The 22,368-nt window shown below is 51.5% G+C and carries 17 protein-coding genes; 5 read left to right on the top strand and 12 right to left on the bottom strand.

What is annotated here, in order from left to right:
- The 12 genes from murG to OIK42_RS17845 all read right to left on the bottom strand — a co-directional run bounded on the left by murG (position 1) and on the right by OIK42_RS17845 (position 13,751).
- Entirely contained in the window at positions 1–1,068 is a 1,068-nt protein-coding gene (murG, locus tag OIK42_RS17900) for an undecaprenyldiphospho-muramoylpentapeptide beta-N-acetylglucosaminyltransferase (protein ID WP_273642474.1), read from the bottom strand.
- A complete protein-coding gene (gene ftsW, locus OIK42_RS17895; RefSeq protein ID WP_273642473.1) occupies positions 1,061–2,335 on the bottom strand; it encodes a cell division protein FtsW in 1,275 nt (424 codons plus the stop codon). Before ftsW ends, murG begins: the two co-directional genes overlap by 8 nt.
- Positions 2,332–3,663 carry a UDP-N-acetylmuramoyl-L-alanine--D-glutamate ligase gene (murD, locus tag OIK42_RS17890; protein ID WP_273642472.1) on the bottom strand — a complete coding sequence of 444 codons (1,332 nt, stop codon included), beginning with the start codon at positions 3,661–3,663 and terminating at the stop codon, positions 2,332–2,334. The genes ftsW and murD overlap by 4 nt, the downstream gene beginning before the upstream one ends.
- Complete coding sequence (gene mraY / locus OIK42_RS17885; RefSeq protein WP_273642470.1) at positions 3,663–4,745, bottom strand: phospho-N-acetylmuramoyl-pentapeptide-transferase; 1,083 nt, start codon at positions 4,743–4,745, stop codon at positions 3,663–3,665. The genes murD and mraY overlap by 1 nt, the downstream gene beginning before the upstream one ends.
- Positions 4,739–6,145 carry a UDP-N-acetylmuramoyl-tripeptide--D-alanyl-D-alanine ligase gene (locus tag OIK42_RS17880; RefSeq protein ID WP_273642469.1) on the bottom strand — a complete coding sequence of 469 codons (1,407 nt, stop codon included), beginning with the start codon at positions 6,143–6,145 and terminating at the stop codon, positions 4,739–4,741. Before OIK42_RS17880 ends, mraY begins: the two co-directional genes overlap by 7 nt.
- A complete protein-coding gene (locus OIK42_RS17875) occupies positions 6,142–7,671 on the bottom strand; it encodes a UDP-N-acetylmuramoyl-L-alanyl-D-glutamate--2,6-diaminopimelate ligase (RefSeq protein WP_273642468.1) in 1,530 nt (509 codons plus the stop codon). The genes OIK42_RS17880 and OIK42_RS17875 overlap by 4 nt, the downstream gene beginning before the upstream one ends.
- Positions 7,661–9,439 carry a penicillin-binding transpeptidase domain-containing protein gene (locus OIK42_RS17870; protein ID WP_273642467.1) on the bottom strand — a complete coding sequence of 593 codons (1,779 nt, stop codon included), beginning with the start codon at positions 9,437–9,439 and terminating at the stop codon, positions 7,661–7,663. Before OIK42_RS17870 ends, OIK42_RS17875 begins: the two co-directional genes overlap by 11 nt.
- Positions 9,436–9,756: a cell division protein FtsL gene (gene ftsL / locus OIK42_RS17865; RefSeq protein ID WP_273642466.1), complete on the bottom strand. Its 321-nt coding sequence runs from the start codon at positions 9,754–9,756 to the stop codon at positions 9,436–9,438. The genes OIK42_RS17870 and ftsL overlap by 4 nt, the downstream gene beginning before the upstream one ends.
- Positions 9,753–10,688: a 16S rRNA (cytosine(1402)-N(4))-methyltransferase RsmH gene (rsmH, locus tag OIK42_RS17860; protein ID WP_273642465.1), complete on the bottom strand. Its 936-nt coding sequence runs from the start codon at positions 10,686–10,688 to the stop codon at positions 9,753–9,755. Before rsmH ends, ftsL begins: the two co-directional genes overlap by 4 nt.
- Positions 10,685–11,143, bottom strand: coding sequence for a division/cell wall cluster transcriptional repressor MraZ (mraZ, locus tag OIK42_RS17855; RefSeq protein ID WP_273642464.1), 459 nt, complete (start codon positions 11,141–11,143; stop codon positions 10,685–10,687). The genes rsmH and mraZ overlap by 4 nt, the downstream gene beginning before the upstream one ends.
- 313 nt (positions 11,144–11,456) lie before the next feature.
- On the bottom strand, positions 11,457–12,908 hold the full coding sequence (gene modF, locus OIK42_RS17850; protein ID WP_273642463.1) for a molybdate ABC transporter ATP-binding protein ModF: 1,452 nt from the start codon (positions 12,906–12,908) through the stop codon (positions 11,457–11,459).
- Between the two features lie 78 nt (positions 12,909–12,986).
- A complete protein-coding gene (locus OIK42_RS17845) occupies positions 12,987–13,751 on the bottom strand; it encodes a SapC family protein (protein ID WP_273642462.1) in 765 nt (254 codons plus the stop codon).
- 533 nt (positions 13,752–14,284) lie between these two features.
- Between OIK42_RS17845 and OIK42_RS17840 the strand changes: the two genes are divergently transcribed.
- The 5 genes from OIK42_RS17840 to OIK42_RS17820 all read left to right on the top strand — a co-directional run bounded on the left by OIK42_RS17840 (position 14,285) and on the right by OIK42_RS17820 (position 22,368).
- Positions 14,285–15,496: a dipeptidase gene (locus OIK42_RS17840; RefSeq protein ID WP_273642461.1), complete on the top strand. Its 1,212-nt coding sequence runs from the start codon at positions 14,285–14,287 to the stop codon at positions 15,494–15,496.
- 210 nt (positions 15,497–15,706) lie between these two features.
- Positions 15,707–16,117, top strand: coding sequence for a hypothetical protein (locus OIK42_RS17835; RefSeq protein ID WP_273642460.1), 411 nt, complete (start codon positions 15,707–15,709; stop codon positions 16,115–16,117).
- Positions 16,118–16,189: 72 nt separating this feature from the next.
- Positions 16,190–17,515: a TolC family protein gene (locus OIK42_RS17830; RefSeq protein WP_273642459.1), complete on the top strand. Its 1,326-nt coding sequence runs from the start codon at positions 16,190–16,192 to the stop codon at positions 17,513–17,515.
- Positions 17,512–19,263 (top strand): efflux RND transporter periplasmic adaptor subunit, encoded by a 1,752-nt coding sequence (locus OIK42_RS17825; RefSeq protein ID WP_273642458.1) that lies wholly within the window; start codon positions 17,512–17,514, stop codon positions 19,261–19,263. The genes OIK42_RS17830 and OIK42_RS17825 overlap by 4 nt, the downstream gene beginning before the upstream one ends.
- Positions 19,264–19,275: 12 nt before the next feature.
- Positions 19,276–22,368, top strand: coding sequence for an efflux RND transporter permease subunit (locus tag OIK42_RS17820; protein ID WP_273642456.1), 3,093 nt, complete (start codon positions 19,276–19,278; stop codon positions 22,366–22,368).

The following is a 22,368-nucleotide window of genomic DNA, read 5'->3' as shown; positions in this document are numbered from 1 at the left end:
TTATTGCAATCTCTCTGTTATCGATTCGCAGGCGTCAGCCAGCAACTGTGCCGCATTGTGTGGAGCGAGCTGTTTTGCATTGGCGGCCATCCTGACACACTCATCAGGATTTTCCAGCCAGTTTGTCAAAACGGGTAATAACTGCTGGTTAAGTGCCGATTGTGCAACCAGTTTGGCGGCATTTTGATCGGCCAGAAAGCGCGCGTTAATGGTTTGATGATCGTCCACAGCATGAGGTAAGGGTACAAAGATGGCAGGTTTTCCTGCCCCCGCCACTTCAGCCACGGTTAACGCACCAGCGCGGCAAACAATACAATCAGCCCATTCATAGGCCTGCGCCATATCGTCGATAAACTCAGTCACCTCGACGTTCTTATCGCCATAAGCCTGGCGCACAGAGGCGGCATTACCTTTACCGCACTGATGCCGTATATTAAGGTTTGCTATGTCTTTACACAGAACGGGCAATTGCTCATTAAGCGGGCGAGCTCCCAGACTGCCGCCTATCACCAGCATATTTAAGGGTAAGCTAACCGTAGTTTTAGGCTTTATGGCCAGAATATCCGCGCGCACAGGATTCCCGACTACCTGACATTTTTTTGCCGACCGACCAAAATAAGGCGCCGCGCCAGCAAATCCCAACATGATTGTAGTGGCGACCCTGGCCAACCATTTATTGGTCATGCCGGGAATTGCGTTTTGCTCGTGCACCATTAACGGTATGCCCAGACTCCAGGCAGCCAAACCACCGGGTCCACTGGCATAACCGCCCATACCAATCACAATGTCCGGCTTGATGGCACGCAGTAATTTGCGCGCTACCAGCAAGGAACGTATTAATGCCCAGACGCCGGATACCCGGCTGGCCAGGCCTTTACCACGCAGGCCTTTTACCGGGCAAAAATGAATCGGATAACCATGTTCGGGGACTACGGTTGCTTCCATTCGTTCGGCAGTACCCAGCCAGTCAATGTGCCAGCCCCGTGCCGACAATTCCTTCGCAACAGCAATGCCGGGAAATATGTGCCCACCGGTACCCCCGGCCATAATCAGGCAGCGTTTAGTCATTTTGCTGCCCTCCTGAAGTAGCATTGCCTGCGTCCTTTGCCGATTTAAGCGCCGCTCTTACCCGCGCTTTGCCGTCACTTTTATTGCCTTTATCCAGTGCCTGAACGCCAGATACGCGCAATTCAAAATCAATGCGCAACAAGATAGACACCGTCGCTGCCATAATGATCAGGCTGGAGCCGCCATAGCTGACTAACGGCAGCGTTAACCCTTTTGTGGGTAGAATTCCAGCACTGGCACCGACGTTCACAGCGGTTTGAAAGCTGAACCAAATGCCAATAGAGTATGCGAGGAAGCCATCAAAGGCCCGTTCATGAGTTAACGCTTTATTGCCTATTTGCAGTGCCCGTACTACCAGCCACAGCATCAGCAACAGCACTGCCACAACACCGCTAAAACCGAGCTCTTCGGCAAGTATCGCCATGACAAAGTCGGTATGTGCCTCAGGCAGAAATTCAAGTTTTTGCAAACTGTTGCCAAGTCCCTGCCCAAACCAGTTGCCACGCCCGTAAGCCATTAAAGATTGAGTGAGCTGGTAACCGCTACCGAAGGGATCAGCCCAGGGGTCCCAGAATGACGTCACCCGCGCCAGGCGATACTCTGAATCGACAATCAGTGCCACAACCGCCAGAATGCCCGCAAATAATAAAGCAAAAAACTGCCATAGCTTGGCACCGGCTAAAAACAGCAAGCCCATAGTGGTTGCCAGCATCACAACTACGGTGCCCAAATCAGGCTGGGCAAGTAGCAGTAATGCCAGTAGGAAAAACACCACCAGCGGTTTAATAAACCCTTTGAGATTTTCGGTGACTTCGTCATAGCGGCGAACCAAATAACCCGCCAGATAACAGAAAAAGAATAACTTCGCCGGTTCAGCCGCCTGAATTGTGATGGGCCCTATCGCCAGCCAGCGGGTGCTGCCGTTAACATTGCGACCAATCACCAGTACCGCTACCAGTAAACCGATTGCCGCAAGCAGCATGTATGGACTGAATGTCCGCCAAAACCTCATGGGCAACTGCACCACCACCATCGAGGCGATTACAGCGCCGATTATGTAAATCCCGTGGCGAATGGCGAAATAAAAGGGATTATCATATAGTCGTTCAGCCACCGGCATAGACGCCGATGTAACGATCACCAGACCGATTGCCATCAGTGCAAACGACACTAACACAATACTGCCATCAAAAGCCGGTGCACTGGTTGCCGCCCGGTCATGCCGGGCCGCAAATAGGCCAGACAGATGAGTCGCCACGTTTATCATGCTGCCAGCTCCTTAACGGCCTGATAAAATACCTCGGCCCGATGTTGGTAGCTGGTAAACATATCAAGACTGGCGCAGGCCGGTGACAGCAGCACGGTATCTCCCGGCTGCGCTAACGCAAACGCCTTAGTCACTGCTGCTTCAAGACTTTCAACATAATAACCCTCGGTGGCTATCTGGCTGAGAATATAGCCGTCCTTGCCAATGGCAATAACGGTATCGACATAGTCTGCCAGGGTGGATGTTAATGCCCTTAAATCTGCCCCTTTCGCATCGCCACCGGCGATCAGGATTAGGCGTCCGTTGAGCGTATTGGTTAATCCCTCAAGGGCTGCCTGTGTGGCGCCAATATTGGTTGCCTTAGAGTCATCAATAAAACTGACCCCCTTCACTTCTGCAATTTTAGTGCAGCGATGGGGCGCGGGTTTAAAGGTTTTTACCGCTTCAGCGGCATCAGCAATGTCACCACCGACCACACTAACCAGTGCCAGCGCCGTCTGAATATTCAACACATTGTGAAGCCCTACCAGGGCTGTATCGCTTAGTGCTAAGAGGTGCTGCCCGTTATAAGTAATCACGGCATTTTCACTGTTCCAGCCAAAGTCTGTTGCGCTGGCACAAAGGCCGGTTTCAATCAGGCGCGAGACGGGCTGTTGCGGACGAGTTGCGCCGTCCTGACGATTCACTACCGCCACTGCGCAGTCATTGAATATACGTTGCTTGGCTGCTGCATAGGCGCTGAGCGTATGATGACGGTCAAGGTGATCGGCAGAGAGGTTTAACAAGGTTGCCGCCGCCAATTTCAGCGACGCGGTGGTTTCTAACTGAAAGCTGGATAGCTCAAGAACGGTGATGTCGTTTTCCAGCGTCAGTGAATCCAGCGCCGGTAACCCCACATTCCCCGCCGCAACCGCCTTAATCCCCAGCGCATTGATAATATGCGCGGTGAGCAGTGTCACGGTGGTTTTTCCGTTTGAGCCGGTAATGCCCAGCACCGGGTGAGTCACCGCTCTGGCAAATAATTCAATGTCGCCGATAACCTCAACACCACATGCTTTTGCCGCCTTTACCGCAGGCGAGTCGGGCGCAATTCCCGGACTCAGTACCAATACATCCACATCGGTCCAATAGTCATTCGTTACCGCACCGCAATGAATGGGCACCTTAAATTCTTGCTGCACCGTCTCAGGCACTGCATAACCGGTGCGTGTGTCCCATATTCTAAAGGCCTTGTTATGACGGGAAAAGTAACGCGCACAGGCAAGTCCGGTTTTACCCAAACCGGCAACCACGTAATTCTGTGCGTGTTTACTTAACATATTCGTCATTACCGTAGCTTCAGTGTGGCCAAGCCAATTAACACCAGAATCAAAGAAATAATCCAAAAGCGCACAATCACCCGTGGCTCCGGCCATCCCTTGAGTTCATAGTGATGATGAATCGGTGCCATGCGGAATATCCGCTCGCCTCGCAGTTTGTAGGAGCCGACCTGCATAATCACCGACAAGGTTTCCATAACAAATACCCCGCCCATGATGATCAGCACAATTTCCTGCCTGACTAACACTGCCAGCACGCCCAACGTGCCGCCGAGCGCCAGAGAGCCGACATCGCCCATAAACACCATTGCCGGATAAGTGTTAAACCAGAGGAAACCCAGTCCGGCACCAACAATCGCCGTACACACGATAACCAGTTCGCTGGTAAGTGGAATATGCGGAATATTAAGATACCCCGAAAAGTTCGCATGGCCTGTCACGTAGGCAAAAATGGCAAACGCACCGGCAACCAGTATGGTCGGCACTATCGCCAGGCCGTCCAACCCATCGGTAAGATTGACCGCATTGCTGGTGCCTACCAGCGCAAAGTACACGATGGCGATATACAAAATGCCTAACTGCGGTAACACTTCTTTAAAGAAGGGCACCAACAGTGCGGTTTCCTCAACGGTTTGAGCGGTACTGAACAAATAGAATGCCACCGATAATGCAATCAGCGACTGCCAGAAATACTTCCATCTGGCAATCAGGCCCTTGGAGTCTTTGCGCACTACTTTGCGGTAGTCATCCACAAAACCGATAATGCCGAAAGTTACCACCACAAACAGGGTCACCAGCACATAACGATTGGTTAAATCGGCCCACAGTAAAACACTGATTACAATGGCGGCCAGTATTAATAACCCGCCCATGGTGGGTGTACCAGATTTGGCCAGATGCGACTCGGGTCCGTCATTACGGATGGTCTGGCCAATTTGCATCATTTGCAGCCAGCGGATCATTTTGGGACCAATCACAATCGCAATAAGCAATGCTGTCAACGTGCTCAAAATCGCTCTCATGGTTAAATAAGAGAACACGTTGAAGCCGGTTTCGAACTGGGTAAGCCAGTCGGCGAGCCAAATTAACATGCTATTCTCTCCCGCCGACGATTAAGCTTTCCCAACGGCGATTCCTCCAGTGCAGTAATGACGCGTTCCATTCTGGCACTGCGGGAGCCTTTCACTAATAAGGTCAGATCGCATTGTTCGTGAGCAAAATCCGCTTCCAGTGCTGCAATTAGGGCGTCCAGTTCACTAAAGTGATAGCCATTATCGCCAAAGGCGGTTGTCGCACTTTGACTCAGAACACCCACGGTGTACAGGCAATCGATAGATTTTTCACGGGCATACTGACCTACTTGTTCATGATAAAAACGGGCTTTTTCGCCCAATTCCGCCATATCACCGAGTACCAGTACCCGGCGCCCGGCAAAACTGGCTAATGTATCGATAGCGGCTTTTACCGAACCAACGTTGGCATTGTAACTGTCATCGAGAATACGAACCTGCTCAGTCAGCGGTACCACTTTCAGCCGGCCACTAACCTGCTGCATTGATAATAAACCGTATTTTACATCCTCTAAGGTTGCCCCAACCGCCATGGTTAAGGCGGCTGCCACAAGCGCATTCCCGACGTTATGCATACCAGGTATAACCAAGCGAATATCAGTAGTGCCGCGCACTGAATGCAAAGCAAATTCTGCGCAACCATTTAAGTCAATGGAGATATCCGTAGCATAAAAGCCCGCTGCCGGGTTTTGGCTGTCCGGCGCAAAAGTTTGCACCGGCTGATGCTTGAGTTTTCCGAGCCAGAAGTCAGCGAACTGGCTGTCTTCATTAACAATCGCCAGCCCCTTTTTGCCCAGCCCTTTAAATATTTCACTTTTCGCTCTGGCCACGCCAAGCAAGCTACCGAATCCTTCAAGGTGGGCCGCCGCGGCATTTACAATGGTCGCAACATCAGGCTTGGTGAGCCCTGTGGTATAAGCTATCTCACCTAAATGATTGGCGCCCAGCTCAACAACCGCATACTCATGCTCAGGTGTTAAACGAAGTAACGTGAGCGGCACGCCGATGTCGTTGTTAAAGTTACCCGCTGTGGCCAGCACATTTCCGCGCCGGGCTAATATCGCTGCGCACATTTCCTTGACGGTGGTTTTACCGCTACTGCCGGTAATCGCAATGGTTTTAGGATTCACTTCCCTTTTTACTGCGGCGCCTAACTGGCCAAGGGCTTGTTTAGTATCTTCTACGTAGATAACGGGCAATGCTGAGGTAACCGGATCACTGGCTAAAATCGCTTTAGCGCCTGCCTTTTCGGCGGCTTCAACAAATTGGTGGCCATCAAAATTTGCCCCTTTTAAGGCCAGATACAATGCACCGGCGTCCAGGGTACGCGTATCCGTGCTCACCGCACTAATGGGCGCATCTTCGCCCTCTAAGCGTCCGTTTACTTGTTGCGCAATCCAGGCCAGAGTTGTTGAAATCATTTGCTGCACTCCTGCTGCAAACGGGCAATCACTTCCCGTTCGTTATAGTTAATTCTTTGGTCACCAATAATCTGGTAGTTCTCATGGCCTTTACCGGCCAGCAAAATTAGATCATTTGCGCCTGCATGCTCAAGGCAATATCGGATCGCTTGCTCACGATCCGGAATATCCTTAACCAGCGTTGCAGGGTTTAAGCCGCCACGGATATCTGCGGCAATGGTCTCAGGGGCTTCTGAGCGACTGTTGTCGGTGGTGATAACCAGCGCATCAGCGCCTTGTTCAGCCGCCTGTGCCATCAGTGGGCGCTTACCCTTATCACGGTCGCCGCCACAGCCAAACACGCACCACAGCTTGCCATCGGTATGCAGGCGCAATGCTTTTAACGCCTGGGTTAGCGCGTCGGGTGTATGGGCATAATCCACCACCACATTGGCGTGTTCTTTAAATTCAAAAACTTCGAGACGCCCCGCTACGGCCTGAACCTGCTCAATGGTCTTCACCACATTGTCAAAACGCTCGCCCTGACTGAGCAGCGCGGCGGTGGCACTCATTAAATTGGCGATGTTGAAATGGCCTAACAGGTTAGTTTGCACCACGGTGGTTCCCCACGACGTGGCCAGGCGAAACTGACAACCATTGGCATGGTATTGCACATTTGTGGCAAAACAATAGCGACCTTCTGGTAAAGTTCGGGCGGGTTCCGGCAATACTGCGGTCCACACCTGTTGTACACCTTTGCCGGTGTTACTGGCCCAGTCCTGACTCGCCTGATCATTGTAATTGAGTACCACAGTGTGAAGGCCGGGCAGCTCAAGTAATTTCAGTTTTGCCTTGGCATAAGCTTCCATACTGCCATGGTAATCAAGGTGGTCACGGCTGAGGTTGGTAAATACGGCAATATCGGTATTAATTTGTTTTAAGCGGTTTTGCACCAATGCATGGGAGGAAGCTTCAAAGGCCACCTGGTGAACCTGCTGCTGAACAAACTCAGCCAGCAGATATTGCATTGAAATGGCGTCGGGCGTGGTATTGCCATTTACCGGCGGCGCATAGTGGGCCTCGTCGCGGTAAATACCGCTGCCTAAGGTACCAATAGAGGCAGTCCGATGACCCAGCAAATGCTTCATTTGCGTGATCAGTTGCACCACCGATGTTTTACCATTGGTGCCTGTTACCGCGATAGTTGCCAGTTTATTGGCCGGGTAATCGTAAAAGGCCGCAGCTAGCGACGACAGTAAGTCTGATAACCCCCACATATAAATAATGACGGTTTGCTCGCGCATCTCAATTTCACCATGCTGGCTGGCCTCATCGGCCTCAGCCAAAATCGCTCTGGCACCAAGACTGATGGCCTGAGGAATAAAGTCACGGCCATCGCGGCTGTGCCCTTTAACGGCAACAAAAACCAATTTAGGACTCACTTCACGGCTATCGAGCGTTAACCCTTGCACGCGGATATCCGGTGCATTGACACCAAACTTAATGAGTAAACCCTGCAGGCTTTGTATAAACGCATTAACCACCATCAGTTGTTCTCTCTATAACCTGTGTCGCACTAATCTGGCGATCATCGGGTGCAATGTTCAGTAACTGTAATGCGCCGCCCATGATCTCAGAGAACACTGGCGCTGCGGTATCGCCGGCGTGATATAAGTCGCCACCCGGCTCGTTGATGAGCACCACGGTAACAACCTGGGGATCATTCAGCGGCGCAATACCGGCAAAAATATTCACGTACTCCTCACCGTAACCACCGGCCACAGCTTTGCGGCTGGTACCTGTTTTACCGGCTACCCGATAGCCAGGGATCCGTGCTTTAACACCAGAACCTCCGTCCTGAGTAACCGTTTCCATCATGGCCATAATCGCCCGCGCATTCTTTTCGCTGATCACCCTTTCTTCACCGGGCTTATAGGTACTGTTGTCGGTCATTTTGACTATATTAAGAGGCCGCTTAATGCCACCTGAAGCAATAGTGGCGTACATGCGAGCGAGCTGAGCTGTGGTGACTGAAATCCCGTAACCAAACGACAGCGTGGCCAGTTCAAAGTCTGACCAGCGGCTGCGTTCATGAAAAATACCGCTACTTTCGCCTGGAATATTGGTGCCGGTATCGGACATCAGCCCCATGTTGTAATAGGTGTCCAAAAGAAATTGCTTGGGTACAGACAGCGCTAACTTAGACGTCCCCATATTACTGGAATGCTGAATTATGCCTGCCAGGCTAAGTTCGCCGTAGTTGCGAAAATCTTTAACTAAGCTGCCACCCAGACGCATCCACCCAGGGGAGGTGTCAATGATGTCGCCCATCTCAACTGCGCCAAACTCCAGTGCACTTAGCACCGCCATGGGTTTAAGTGAACTACCGGGCTCAAAGGCATCAGTAATCACACGGTTACGCATCCGGCGTGGAGATATGTCGTTGCGATCGTTGGGGTTAAACGACGGCGCATTAACCATTGCCAGGATGTCACCACTTTTTACATCCAGCACGATGGCCGACGCTGAGCTGGCCTGGTAGTACAACATGGCCTCTTTGATTTGCCGGTATGCCAGCGCCTGAATACGTTGGTCAATTGTCAGGGTTAAGTTGCCGGCTGCCTCGCCGTCTTTGGTTTCCAGTACTTCAACCTGCCGTCCTTTGGCATCACGACGTATTTTACGCGTACCCGGCTCGCCGGTTAACCAGTCGTCATACAATTTCTCAAGGCCTTCAATGCCCTGATCATCAACATTGGTGATACCGATAAGCTGCGCAGCAACTTCGCCGGTTGGGTAATAACGACGTGACTCCTTGCGCAGAAACACACCCGGAATATCGAGCTTTTCAACATAATCAGCCATCGCCGGTGACACCTGACGCTGCAGATAAACAAACCTGCGCCCCGGGTTTTGCACCTTGCTCATCAGTTCGTCAACGTCCTGACCAATCACTTCAGACAATGCCAGCCAACGGCGTGCTTGCGACAAACCGTTTTGTTCGTGAATAATTTTAGGATCGGCCCAAATAGCCCGAACCGGTACGCTGACAGCCAGCTCAACACCGTTGCGATCGGTAATGAGCCCTCTGTAGGTGGGTGTATTTCGTGTTCGTAAGGTGCGACTGTCGCCCTGTTCAATCAACGCATCCGGCGCAATAACCTGAATGAAGGCAGTGCGTAGAGTAAGCACGACAAACACCAGCACAATGATGCCCAGCACTAAAAAAAAGCGCCACTGCATAGGGCCCGGACGATTATTCATTTTCGCGCCAGCGCCCTGGGTTTTGGTTGGTTTTGCCGCTATGGAGGTCATTTTATCCGCACCACCACTTCGTCATTGACACCGGGACGATGCATATCAAGCTCTTTTTTGACCATCGCTTCAATACGATTGTGTTCAGTCAGCGCCCGTTGCTCAAGCACCAGATTGCGCCATTCAATATCGAGTTGGTCTTTGTCGCGCATTAACTGTTCCAGCGCAATATTTTGCTGGCGATTATGGTGTGTACCAAGGATCACAGCCAGCGCACTGGCGATAACCGCTATAAACAATAAAACCCGCAGTTTGTGGCGGGTCAAGTCGGTAACCAGTATGAGCAGTAAATTAAAATTCGTGGTCGAGCCGGTCATCGTTTTTCTGCCACCCTGAGCACCGCGCTTCGGGATCGCACATTTTGTTTAAGTTCGTCAGCGCCGGCCTTGATGGCTTTGCCAATTAAGGTAAGCACCTTATCTTCGTCAATCTGAGCCTGGGTAACCGGAAACCCCGGCGGGTAGCTTTTGCCCTTACTCTGCTCTTTCATAAAACGTTTAACCAGGCGATCCTCAAGTGAGTGAAAAGAGATAATCGCCATTCGTCCGCCCGGACGCAGTATGGTGGTAGCGGCTTTTAAACCCACCCGCAGTTGCTCCAGTTCGGCATTAATATAAATACGAATACCCTGAAAAGTGCGGGTTGCCGGGTGCTTGTATTTGTCTTTTACCGGCACGGCCTGGTCAATAATAGCCACCAATTCACTGGTGCGGGTCAGTGGTTGCTGTTGGCGGTACTCGACAATCGCGTGGGCAATGCGTTTACCAAATTTTTCTTCACCAAACTCTTTGATGACCTGGGTAATATCCTGCTCGTCGGCATTGGCCAGCCACTGCGCGGCGCTTTGTCCACGGGAGGTATCCATGCGCATATCCAACGGCCCATCGCGCAAAAAACTAAAACCACGCTGCGCGTCGTCAAGTTGTGGCGATGACACCCCAAGGTCCATCAACACGCCATCGATTTGGCCGCTGAGTCCCATCGTGCCGATGACTTCTTCCATATCGCCAAAGGCAGAGTGAACAATTTCAAAACGGCTATCGTCAGCAAAGCGCCGGGCCGACTCGATGGCCTGAGGATCGCGGTCAAAGGCAATTAACCGGCCTTTCTCGCCCAGCGCCGCCAGTATTTCAGCAGAATGCCCGCCGCGACCAAAGGTGGCGTCGATGTATATACCATCCGGTTTTATTGCCAGGCCGTCGAGGCATTCAGCCAGCAGCACAGACGTATGTGCAAATGCCTCATTCATAATACGAAGTCCTGTAATCGTTCGGTCAGTTCAAATCCGCCACTGCGCTCAATTTGCATATCTTCATCAATTTGACGTGCCCAGGTCGCAGCATCCCAGATTTCAAAGCGGGTCAGCTGTCCAACCAGCATCACTTCTTTGTCTAATTTGGCATGATTTCGTAAGGGGACAGGTATAAGAACGCGACCGCTTTTATCAATTTCGCAGTCAGTTGCGTAACCAAGCAGCAGTCTTAATTTGCGCCGCTCCTGTTCGATGGTGCTGGAGAATCGACTGAGTTTTAATTCAATCTCTTCCCATTCGGGAAGCGGGTAAAGCAGCAAACAGCTTTGTTGGGTATCAATCGTGCAGATCAGCTGTCCGGCACAATCATCCAGAAGGGGCTGCCGATGCTTTGTCGGAATAGCCAGTCTCCCTTTCGAATCCAGATTGATTGCGTTAGCGCCGCGGAACATTCCCCTAGCCTTCTGTATTTTGATCTTATTATTCGTGTTTTATGAGATCTGAACTGCAAAACGTTGATAGTTTGATCCACTATTTGCCACTTTTACCCACTTTTGACAGTTTAGGTACCTTTCCTTCCCACTGTCAAGCTAAAATAGTCAGCCAGGCAACGCCCGACAGAGTCGTCAATAACAGACAGCTGTAGAGTTCAGCCGAAGTGACTGATTACGTAAAGGAAAATGGATTGGCTATGGACGGGTCAGGCTTTCATAGATTAAAAGTGCAGGAGCTTACTTCATTTAATTCTAAAAAGTTCTCACTGAATTAGCTCGTTGGGCGGTAGTCGCGCATATCAAGACATCGCGAGATTGACGCAATGGTGTCTTCGCTGTGATGGTTAACATAGAGCAAAGTGGTGTGGCCGCTTCTGGCCAGCAGTTCCATCATCGCCAGTACTTTATGCCGATTGATATCATCGAGTCCGTTGCAGGGTTCATCCAGAATAAGCAGGCTGGGATGCTTTACCATCGCACGGGCAATTAACAATAATCGTTGGTCGCCATATGACAATGACTGAAAAGGGCTGTGTGCTTCTGACGCTAACGCGATGGTTTCAAGCCACTGTAAGGCGAGTGTTCGTTGCTGCCGGGTGGGCGATTGATATAAACCGATGCTATCGTAAAAGCCGGAGCAGACAACATCAATGGCCGAACAATTTACCCGGTATTGCAGGTGCAGACTATTAGACACAATGCCCAGGTGCTGTTTGATTTGCCAGATACTTTCGCCACTGCCGCGTTGAAAACCAAACACATTGAGATCGTTACTGTAGCACTGGGGGTTATCGCCCGTAATGAGTGTTAGCAGGCAGGTTTTACCTGAGCCATTTGGCCCTGTTACCTGCCAGTGCTCGCCGGGCATAATTGTCCAGTCGAGCTTTTCAAAAATGATATCATCGCCCCAGGCTACCCGCCCGCTACGCAGCCTGACCAGCGGCGCATTCGGCTCTGATAACGCAGGCGCTTTGCTGGTTGCATCCTGCTCTGGTAAGGACGTAACGTTTTGCTGAATATGTAAAATTTGCCGCAGCGGCTGAAGCGCATCAGCGTTCAGTTGCCTGGCGCGTATTTGCCAGCCAATTTGGCCTGCCGATAAAAACAGCAGCCGTTGCGCCCACTGTGGTATTTCGCTCTGGCGATTCACCACCATTATAATGGTGCAATCCTGCTTAATGTCATCAAGCAGAATCGAAAAACGTTCGGCCGTTTGCGCGTCCAACCCATCAAAGGGCTCATCCAGTACCAGCCAATCGGGTTTGCCCAATAACTGCTGTACCAGCAACACCTTGCGTGTTTCGCCACTAGAGAGTGCGATAAAGTCACGCTCCAGTAAATGCTGGATACCAAAAATTTTGCTTAACCGCTGCACTTCACTGTGCTGCTTTTCAGACGGTGTATTAATGCCCTGCAGTATAATCTCACGCGCACAGCTCGGTGTCGGCACAATATCTAATATGTCGGCATCATCTTTTCGCCGCTCAGCGGCGACAATGGCTTGTTGTTGCGCGATACTTACCCAGCCTACGGTGCCATCAATGTGGCGCTCACCGTGCACGACTTTTCCCTGCCCCGCTATTACAGCGGCCAGTATCGACTTACCACTGCCGTTAATACCGGTAATAACCGTATGTTCACCCGGCTCAAGGCGCAGGGGCGCAAAGTCGGCGGTAAAGGAGTCTGTGAGTCTTACTGAGAGATCTGAAAGGGTGATTGCCATGGCATGGTGTGTAAGTAGTGCGGGAGCTATATAAGAGGTGGGCTGACGCCCACCCTTATAATGACTTAAGCGTAGCGCTTATTGCGCCGGTGCTTGTTCTGGTTGCTCTGCAGGCGCAGGCTCCATCTGCATAGACTTGATAGGATTGTCAGACTTATTCGACAACTCAATCAAGCGATTCAATTGGCCTAACGACATCATTAGTGCATAAATTGCGCCCATGAAACCGGCTTTATGCAGTTCTAATACCTGCTCGTCAGAGAGTTCGAACAGCTTCTTCTCGTTAATGGTCATAATACCACCAACGTTGCGACCTTCGCCGTTAGCGTATTGTAAGCGAAGTTGCATTGATTCAAGTAACTCCAACTCTACTACTTTGGCGACAAATTTTTGAGTCAGCATTTCACTATTGGCTAAATCACCCAGCAGTCTCTGACGATTATTTAAAAACTCAGTGGGTTCACCTTCTTCGGTAAATAACGGCTGGCCGTCGTCTTTAAGTAAATCACTGTTTTCGTCAACATAAACACCCAGTTTTTCACCGTCAGGGCGAACATCAAACGGATAACGAACGATATTCATTGGCACATGAGGGGCATCCCACTTGTCATTTTGCAGGAACAGGTTTTTGCCCGGCTCCATACCTAACATCGCTACCACGTGGTGGTTGTTCGTTTTTGGATCCTGAATGATCACTAAAGGCATCGCACTGGCTAATTGGGCAAATTCGCGAATTGATGCGGCTGCCAGGTGCGTATTTTTAGCGTATGGAAAAGCAGGATCTACCGCTACTTTAAGGTCTTTATGTTTATTTTTATCCAGCGGTACAAAGTTCATTGCCATAAGTACTATCTCAATTCAATTTTAAGTTTTGGGGATGGGTTGTATTAATCCCCCCTCCCAGTGTCATTAATTAATAGGGTGCTGGCAGGTAATTTCAAGGGACAGGCAATAATCTCGCCCCTGACGCCCCATTAAAAAACCGCGTAAGCGGTCAAATGCCAAACAGCCGGCGGCCAGTATGTCGTATTTAGCTAGCCTCGTCCAGCCGTGCCCGGTCAATCTTAACCAACCACCAACAACAGTGATAAAGTAGGCGTAAGGTCGGTTTGAAGGGATAGGCGCGTTACTGCATAGCTTTGACATACATTTACAGCGTCTGGCCGAAACCCCGTCTACACAGGTTGCATTGTGTGCTATATCAGCAATTTACCGGGCGCACCTTGAAACATGTTGGGCAAGCGCTTTCAGCGCGTGAGTAATGTTTAAAATCGTGATAGGTTTTATGATAAAGATTACCCAAACAGCCGTTATGGCCGGCATGGTTTGCCGTGAAACCACTCAGCAATAAATAATAAACAACAGGGATTAACACCATGAAACACACCCTCATTACGGGCACTTTTACCGCACTGGCTTTACTTAGCGGTTGTCAGTCTACGTCATCACAACCGACGCCCCCTAAAGGCCTCACCGTTGCACAGGATATCGCCCAGCGCTATATTATTGTGGATGGCCACATTGATGTACCTTACCGCGTGCACAACAAGTGGGTGGATGTAACCAAAGCCACTGACGGTGGTGATTTTGATTATCCCCGGGCAGTAAGCGGCGGCTTAAATGCGCCCTTTATGTCGGTATACGTACCAGCCAGTTTAGATAATTCTCCCGAGTCAACCCAGCTGGCGCACACGCTCATCGACTCTGTTGAGGCAATCGTTGCCCGCGCTCCCGACAAATTTGCGATTGCTAAAAGCCCTGCTGATGTGCGTAACCAGTTTGCTGCCGGTCTGATTTCTCTTCCTATGGGTATGGAAAACGGCTCACCGATTCAAGGCGATATGGCAAACCTGGAAATCTTCTTTGAAAGGGGTATTCGCTATATTACGCTGGCCCACTCACGTGCCAACCACATTAGCGATTCATCTTACGATATTCGCCGTAAGTGGAATGGTTTAAGTGATTTTGGTAAAGAGCTGGTCACGGAAATGAATAACATCGGTATGTTAATTGATATTTCCCACGTCTCAGACGATGCGTTTTATCAGGTCATCGAGCTGACCAAGACGCCGGTTATCGCCTCCCACTCCTCACTGCGAACCTTTACGCCGGGGTTCGAGCGCAATATGACCGATGCGATGTTAACCAAACTGGGTGAAAACGGCGGTGTGGTCATGATTAACTTTGGTTCAGGTTTTGTTACCAAAGAAGCCCGTATGTGGAGTGATAACCGCACCAAACAGCAAAATGCCATCATTAAGGAGTTTGGCGCCGACAGTGATGAAGCGGCAAACTTTGCCGAGACGTACAGCCGTGAAAACCCTTATCCGTACTCCACCCTGGCAGATGTACTTGATCATATCGACCATGTTGTCGGCTTAATAGGTATCGACCATGTAGGGATAGGCTCAGACTACGATGGCGTAGGCGATTCCCTGCCCATCGGCTTAAAAGATGTGTCGTCATACCCCTCCCTGGTTCAGGGCTTGTTAGACCGGGGCTACGACGAAGCCAGTATTGCAAAATTGCTGGGCGAAAACTTTTTGCGCGTATGGTCTGAGGTTGAAGCCTACGCCGCAACGCACTAGCCCACCAAGGGCATTGCGCTAGCCCATCAATAAAATGCAATGGCAACATACTTCGCACATAAAAAACGCCGGTCATCACCGGCGTTTTTATTGTAACGACCTGCTATTGACCTGTTATTAAGCTTGCCCTGAAAGTTCTCAGTTCACTGTCGGGTCTGATTACCGTATACTACTTTAGTGATTGGTTACGTTTGATATGAGAATGTGTTGGTGAAACGACTGTTTTGTTACGTATTGTTATGCATAGTGACGCTGCTGCCTGTATCCGGGCAAACGGCGGCGATGACTATGCCTGTAACCATGCAAACACAGCCTGAGCATGCCACCAAGGCTGATTGCATGATGCACCAGCAAAACAATGCCAGCCACACCACAGAGGCCACAACACATAGTTGCTGTCAGGACAGTGCCTCCGATCACGCTGCTTGTACTGAGTTATCCTGTCAGTCCGCAGGCTGTCAGTGTGATCACAACAGTTCGCAAATCAACATCTACCTGCCTGTAGTTACTTCAAATGCTGCCGGGCCTGTCATCAGCAAGGCCATTACCGGCCGCCAGTCCATGGCGGTACGTGGCCATAATACGTCATTATTTCGCCCTCCGATAACACGCATCATCTAAACCTGATTAAAGCGGGCCTGACGGCCTGAAAGCGGGTGTATTACACCCAAATTATGATGATTCGGAGCACGTATGAAGCTACCTTCAATTACCTGTTTGGCGGGTATAATTAGCCTTTGTTGGTCGGTTAATCTGGCAGGCGCAACGCCGGCCAAACCACAACTACCTCAACTCATTGAGGCTGCACTGGCCCACGACTTTGCCCTGCAACAAAGCCGTCAAAACGAGCAAGCGATACGTGCTCAGCGTGACGCCGTGCAGCCCCTGCCGGATCCGCGCGTGTCACTGGGTTTGGTCAATGTTCCCAGCGATGGCTTTGCCTTAAATGAGCAAGCCATGACGCAGCTTAAAGTAGGCGTGAGTCAGCGACTGCCGCGCGGCAACTCTGTTGCCCTGCAACAACAAGCGCTGCAAGCTAGTGCCACCAGGCAGCCGGCGCTGCGGGCCCAACGTGCCGCCGAAGTGAGTCGCGATATCACGCGGGTGTGGATCAATCTCATTGTGTTACAGCGCAGTGCCAGTTTAATCCGGCAACAATCCACGCTGCTTGAACAACTCACCAGCGCCATCGAAAATAGCTACGCCAGCTCATCCGGCGCCAGCCAGTATAACGTGCTCAGTATGGAGTTATTACTGACAGAATTAGCCGATCGCCTTGAGTCGGTGCAGGCAAAACAGCAGGCGGCCATTGCCAGCCTGAGTAATTGGTTACCCGAATCGATGCTGGCACAACTTTCTCATTCTGCGCCTGGCCCGGCAGATCATCAGTGGTTAGAGGAATACATTGCCCAGTCTTTGGCCCAACCAACGCAGCAGCACCTGATTGAGCGCCTGCTGCAACATCCGCAGGTGATGGCGCAGAATGCCGATATTGACGTGCAAAAAATCAAACAGCAGCAGGTCGCTGAATCCTTTGAGCCGCAATGGGAAGTCAATGCCAGCTACGCCTACCGCCAGGACGATCCCGATAATATGTCGCGTGCCGATTTTTTATCGCTGGGCGTGAGCGTTGACATCCCGCTTTTTTCCCGGCGCGTCAAAAACGCAGCGCTGAGCGCAACCATTTCATCCACCGCCAGTCTGGAAACCGAAAAGAGGCTTGTGATTCAGCAACTTTTAAGCAAGGTAAGACAGCTGTACGCTCGCTATCCCATTTTGCATTCCCGCCTTGAGCGCTATCAGTATGAGCTGCTGCCATTGCGTCAGCAACACTATGACGCCGCACTTAATGCTTATACCAGCGCCAACGGCGACTTTTCGGATGTTTTGCAAAGCCAGTTAGCGCTCATTGATGACCGCATGAAGCTGCTTTCTTTACAAGGCGATATGGCCACACTAATGAGCGATTTGGACTTTTATCTTTCACCCACCATCAATGACACAGGGGCCGCACTATGAGTCGTTTTATTCTACCGATTATTACCCTGATAGGCGGCCTTGCGGCCGGTTATTGGCTGCTGCCGGCTGCCCAGCCATCCGCACCGGCACAAAGCGCCGCTGCCAGTGAGGATGAAATTCTCTACTGGGTTGCCCCAATGGATGCGAGCTTTCGTCGTGATAAGCCGGGTAAATCGCCAATGGGAATGGATTTAGTGCCGGTATATGCCAACCAGTCTGACGCCTCTCAATTGCCGGGAACGGTATCGGTGTCTGCGGCAATCGAGCAAAGTCTGGGGGTGACAACCAGCCGCGCTGAGCACCGCCCTCTCACACAATCGATTAGCGCAACCGGTGTTATTGAGCTTGCCGAGGATAAACTTATACACATTCACCCCAGGGTTAGCGGCTGGATAGAAACACTGGCAATCACCAACGATGGCCAGGCGGTTACCCGCGGCGACACCCTCTATACCTTGTATTCACCTGAACTGGTGAATGCGCAGGAAGAATATCTGCTCGCCAGAGCGCGCGGCAGCCAGTCATTAATCAATGCTGCCAGAACGCGGTTAAGCGCATTGCAATTTCCTGACGCACTGATTGAGCAACTTAATAGCAAAGAGCAGGTCATGCAGCGGGTGGCATTCAAGGCACCGCAAACTGGCTTTGTGACGAACCTTAATGTTCGTCCTGGATTTTACGTGCAGCCGGGCACCACCATGATGGAAATTGCCAGCCTCGAAGATGTCTGGCTTCACGCTGATGTGCCGCAACGTTTTGCCTCAGCGATCAGTGAAGGCGATGAAGTCAATGTTTCCGTTTCGGCATATCCTGAGCGGCAGCTTACCGCCAGGGTCGACTTTATCTACCCGCAGCTCAATGCCCGCACCCGAACGCTTAAAGTGCGTCTGGCGCTGGCCAACAGCGATTCTATGCTAAAGCCGGATATGTTCGCTGCCGTGCGGTTTGCCACCAGCACCGGGCAACCTGTGCTGAGCGTTCCCCGCTCAGCATTAATTCGCACGGCCTCTAACACCCGGGTAGTATTGGCCCTGGGCGATGGCAAGTATCGTTCGGCCAGCGTCACTGTTGGACGATTAACACCAGAGTTTGCAGAAATCACCGCTGGCCTGTCAGCCGGCGACGAGGTCGTAACCAATGGCTTATTCCTGATAGATTCTGAAAGTGCCATTGACGCCGATTTAGACCGCATCACCCCCTCTGCAACGGACGATTCTCAATGGCTGACCGTGACTGTCGACGCGGTGGATACCAGCGCCGGTACCGTTACGGCGCAACACCCGCCGGTCGACGCATGGAACTGGCCGGCAATGACCATGGATTTCGCCCTGGCAGACAGCATTGATAGCAGTGAGTTATCTGCCGGCATGACCCTCAGAGCCGAGTTAACCCGCACTGATGGCATGGCGCGGATAACTGATATTGACCGCGACAGCATTCAGTCATCAGCGCAGTCAGCCACCGTAGAGGGCGTGATTAATGAAGTCATGGCAAACAGTAACATCATTAACATTTCCCGCGGGCCTATCGAAAAATGGGGGCGTGGACCGGCCACCATGGACTTTGTGCTGAGTGAGGCGCTGGCGAACCCTGTGCCCGCCGCATCGACACCGGCGTTAACCCCCGGTCAATCGATCCGCTTTACGTTTGAAATCCGCGGTGATGACTTTGTGATAACCCACATCGAATCACCTGCAGAGCCGGTCATGGACATGTCACAAGACATGAACCACGACGCCCATCACTAGCCGGAGTCGATTATGATTGCCCACATTATTAACTGGTCACTGCATAACCGGGTTCTGGTGATGCTCGCCGCCATTATGCTCACCGGCGCTGGTATTTGGTCGGTAAAACAAACGCCGGTCGATGCTATCCCGGATTTATCCGATGTACAGGTCATTATTCAAACCAGCTACCCCGGACAGGCTCCCTCTGTGGTAGAACAACAGGTTACCTATCCGTTGACATCAGCCATGCTGTCGGTGCCGGGTGCCCATACCGTGCGCGGCTTTTCCTTTTTTGGCGACTCCTATGTGTATGTGCTTTTTGATGATGATACCGACATGTACTGGGCACGCTCACGGGTACTGGAGTATTTATCACAGGTTGCGCCGGGCTTGCCGGCTTCGGCTCAGCCTCGCTTAGGCCCCGACGCGACCGGTGTTGGCTGGGTCTACATGTACGCCCTGAGTGACCCCAGTGGCCAGCATAACATTGCCGATCTCACCAGCATCCAGGACTGGTATCTCAAGTTTGCATTACAGTCGGTGGCGGGTGTAGCCGAAGTTGCCACTGTGGGCGGCATGAAAAAACAATATCAGATTGTGGTTGACCCCCTTGCTATGGATGCCTTTAACCTGACTTTGGCGCAGCTTGAGCAGGCTATTAAACAAAGTAATCAGGAAGTGGGGGCGTCTGTCATTGAAATGGCTGAGGCCGAATATATGGTCACCGTAACGGGCTATATTGAGACCCTGGACGATATACGCCAGATTGCGCTGGCGGTTTCCGCCGATGGCACACCGGTTACCCTTGCCGACGTGGCAGAAGTCAGAACCGGCCCGGCTCCGCGGCGCGGCATTGCAGAGCTCAACGGTAAAGGCGAAACCGTAGGCGGTATTATCGTGATGCGGCACAACGAGAATGCCCAACGCACCATCGATGGCGTTAAGGCAAAGCTTGAAACGTTAAAAGCCGGCTTGCCACCGGGCGTTGTGATTACGCCGGTGTACGACCGCTCTAACCTCATCACCAGTGCCATCGACAATTTATGGCAAAAGCTGGTCGAAGAGTTGCTCCTTGTCGCGCTAATCTGTGGGCTATTTTTACTGCACCTGCGCAGCGCCATCGTGGCTCTGGTGACATTACCATTGGGCATACTGAGTGCCTTTTTACTGATGCACTGGCAGGGCATTAATGCCAATATTATGTCGCTTGGCGGTATCGCCATCGCGATTGGTGCGATGACCGATGGCGCCATAGTGATGATTGAGAATTTTCATAAACATTTGGAACAGGCTGAACCCGACGCCGACCGCTGGGAGCTGGTCAGTCGAGCCGCCAATGAAGTAGGGCCAGCCTTGTTTTTCAGTTTATTGATCATTACGGTGAGTTTTTTACCGGTATTTATTCTCGAAGCGCAGGAGGGGCGAATGTTTGCCCCGTTAGCCTATACCAAAACCTTCGCCATGGCCGCCGCTGCCGGGTTAGCAATCACCCTTATTCCGGTGCTGATTGGCTATGTCATTAAAGGTAAGGTGATCGCGGAGCAGCGTAACCCGATTAACCGTGCTGCCCAGGCCGTTTACAGACCAGCTTTAAAGCTGGTGCTGCGCTTTCCCAAAAGTACCTTAATGTTCGCGCTGCTCATTACCGCGGCGGGATACTATCCGTTGTCAAAGCTGGGAAGTGAGTTTATGCCGCCGCTGGACGAAGGCGATCTGATGTATATGCCTACCACCTACGCGGGGATATCCATTGGTGAAGCGCGACAAATTCTGCAGCAAACTGACAAGCTCATTGCCACCCTGCCAGAAGTCGACACCGTGTTTGGTAAAGTTGGCCGGGCAGAAACTGCCACCGATCCTGCGCCGCTGACTATGATTGAAACCTTCATTCAGCTTAAGCCCAAATCGGCCTGGCGCGACGGCATGACCAGTCAGGCCCTGCGTGATGAACTGAACCAGATTGTTTCTTTTCCCGGTTTAACCAATGCCTGGGTAATGCCCATACAAACCCGCATTGATATGCTGGCCACTGGCATTAAAACCCCTCTGGGGATTAAGGTTTCAGGCGCCGATGTTAAACAAATTGAAGCTATTGGTGCCAGAATAGAAAAACTGCTGAGCCCCCTTGATGGCACAGAGTCGGTCTATGCTGAACGCGTGGCCGGCGCCCGCTATATGCAAATTGATATTAATCGCCAGGCGCTGGGACGTTACGGCATGACGGTGGCTGATATCCAGCAGGTGATCAGTAATGCCGTAGGCGGTAAAAATGTTACCAGCACGGTAGAAGGTATCGCCCGTTACAGCGTTAACCTGCGCTACCCTCAGCAGTATCGGAATAATCCCGAGGCGCTGGCAAGCTTACCTTTTGTTACGCCCCGTGGCGAACGTCTTACCCTGGGCGATGTCACCGAGATAAGTATTGCCGATGGGCCCCCCGCCCTTAAAAGTGAGAACGCCCAGCTCACCGGCTATACCTTTATTGATGTCAGCGGTATCGATATTGAAAGCTATGTTAATCAGGCTCGGGCACTGCTTGATAAAGAGTTAGACTTACCTGTTGGCTACACTTTGCAGTGGGCAGGTCAGTATGAATATCTGCAGCGGGCCATGCAAAAGCTCACCTTTGTGGTGCCGCTGACAATGGCTGTCATTGTGTTTTTATTGTTTATGAGTTTCAGGCGGTTTAGCGATGTCGCACTTGTCCTTGGTACCTTACCTCTGGCTTTAACTGGCGGTATCTGGCTGCTTTATGCGCTGCAATACAACCTTTCTGTGGCAGTCGGTGTGGGCTTTATTGCCCTGGCCGGTGTGGCGGTGGAAATTGGCGTCATTATGGTTATTTACCTCAACAGTAACAGTGCCGGCGTTAACAACATCGAACAACTGGATGCCGCGGTCGAGGCCGGTGCGTTACAACGGGTGCGTCCTGTATTGATGACCGTCCTGACGGTTATGATTGGCTTGATGCCGGTAATGTGGGGCAGCGGTACCGGCTCTGAAATTATGAGCCGTATTGCGGCGCCCATGGTGGGCGGCATGGCCAGCGCGCTGATCCTGTCACTGCTGGTCATACCGGCCGGTTTTTATCTCATTAAGCGCCGCCAGTTGTCCCGCTCATGA

Source organism: Alteromonas gilva, assembly GCF_028595265.1.
GTDB lineage: Bacteria > Pseudomonadota > Gammaproteobacteria > Enterobacterales > Alteromonadaceae > Alteromonas > Alteromonas gilva.
The sequence above is the reverse complement of the archived record's forward strand: the minus strand, read 5'-3'. Positions and strand labels throughout refer to the sequence as shown.

Coding starts and splice junctions, on each gene's coding strand:
- murG (WP_273642474.1), bottom strand. CDS start 1,068: ATGACTAAACGCTGCCTGATTATGGCCGGGGGTACCGGTGGGCACATA.
- ftsW (WP_273642473.1), bottom strand. CDS start 2,335: ATGATAAACGTGGCGACTCATCTGTCTGGCCTATTTGCGGCCCGGCAT.
- murD (WP_273642472.1), bottom strand. CDS start 3,663: ATGACGAATATGTTAAGTAAACACGCACAGAATTACGTGGTTGCCGGT.
- mraY (WP_273642470.1), bottom strand. CDS start 4,745: ATGTTAATTTGGCTCGCCGACTGGCTTACCCAGTTCGAAACCGGCTTC.
- OIK42_RS17880 (WP_273642469.1), bottom strand. CDS start 6,145: ATGATTTCAACAACTCTGGCCTGGATTGCGCAACAAGTAAACGGACGC.
- OIK42_RS17875 (WP_273642468.1), bottom strand. CDS start 7,671: ATGGTGGTTAATGCGTTTATACAAAGCCTGCAGGGTTTACTCATTAAG.
- OIK42_RS17870 (WP_273642467.1), bottom strand. CDS start 9,439: ATGACCTCCATAGCGGCAAAACCAACCAAAACCCAGGGCGCTGGCGCG.
- ftsL (WP_273642466.1), bottom strand. CDS start 9,756: ATGACCGGCTCGACCACGAATTTTAATTTACTGCTCATACTGGTTACC.
- rsmH (WP_273642465.1), bottom strand. CDS start 10,688: ATGAATGAGGCATTTGCACATACGTCTGTGCTGCTGGCTGAATGCCTC.
- mraZ (WP_273642464.1), bottom strand. CDS start 11,143: ATGTTCCGCGGCGCTAACGCAATCAATCTGGATTCGAAAGGGAGACTG.
- modF (WP_273642463.1), bottom strand. CDS start 12,908: ATGGCAATCACCCTTTCAGATCTCTCAGTAAGACTCACAGACTCCTTT.
- OIK42_RS17845 (WP_273642462.1), bottom strand. CDS start 13,751: ATGGCAATGAACTTTGTACCGCTGGATAAAAATAAACATAAAGACCTT.
- OIK42_RS17840 (WP_273642461.1), top strand. CDS start 14,285: ATGAAACACACCCTCATTACGGGCACTTTTACCGCACTGGCTTTACTT.
- OIK42_RS17830 (WP_273642459.1), top strand. CDS start 16,190: ATGAAGCTACCTTCAATTACCTGTTTGGCGGGTATAATTAGCCTTTGT.
- OIK42_RS17825 (WP_273642458.1), top strand. CDS start 17,512: ATGAGTCGTTTTATTCTACCGATTATTACCCTGATAGGCGGCCTTGCG.
- OIK42_RS17820 (WP_273642456.1), top strand. CDS start 19,276: ATGATTGCCCACATTATTAACTGGTCACTGCATAACCGGGTTCTGGTG.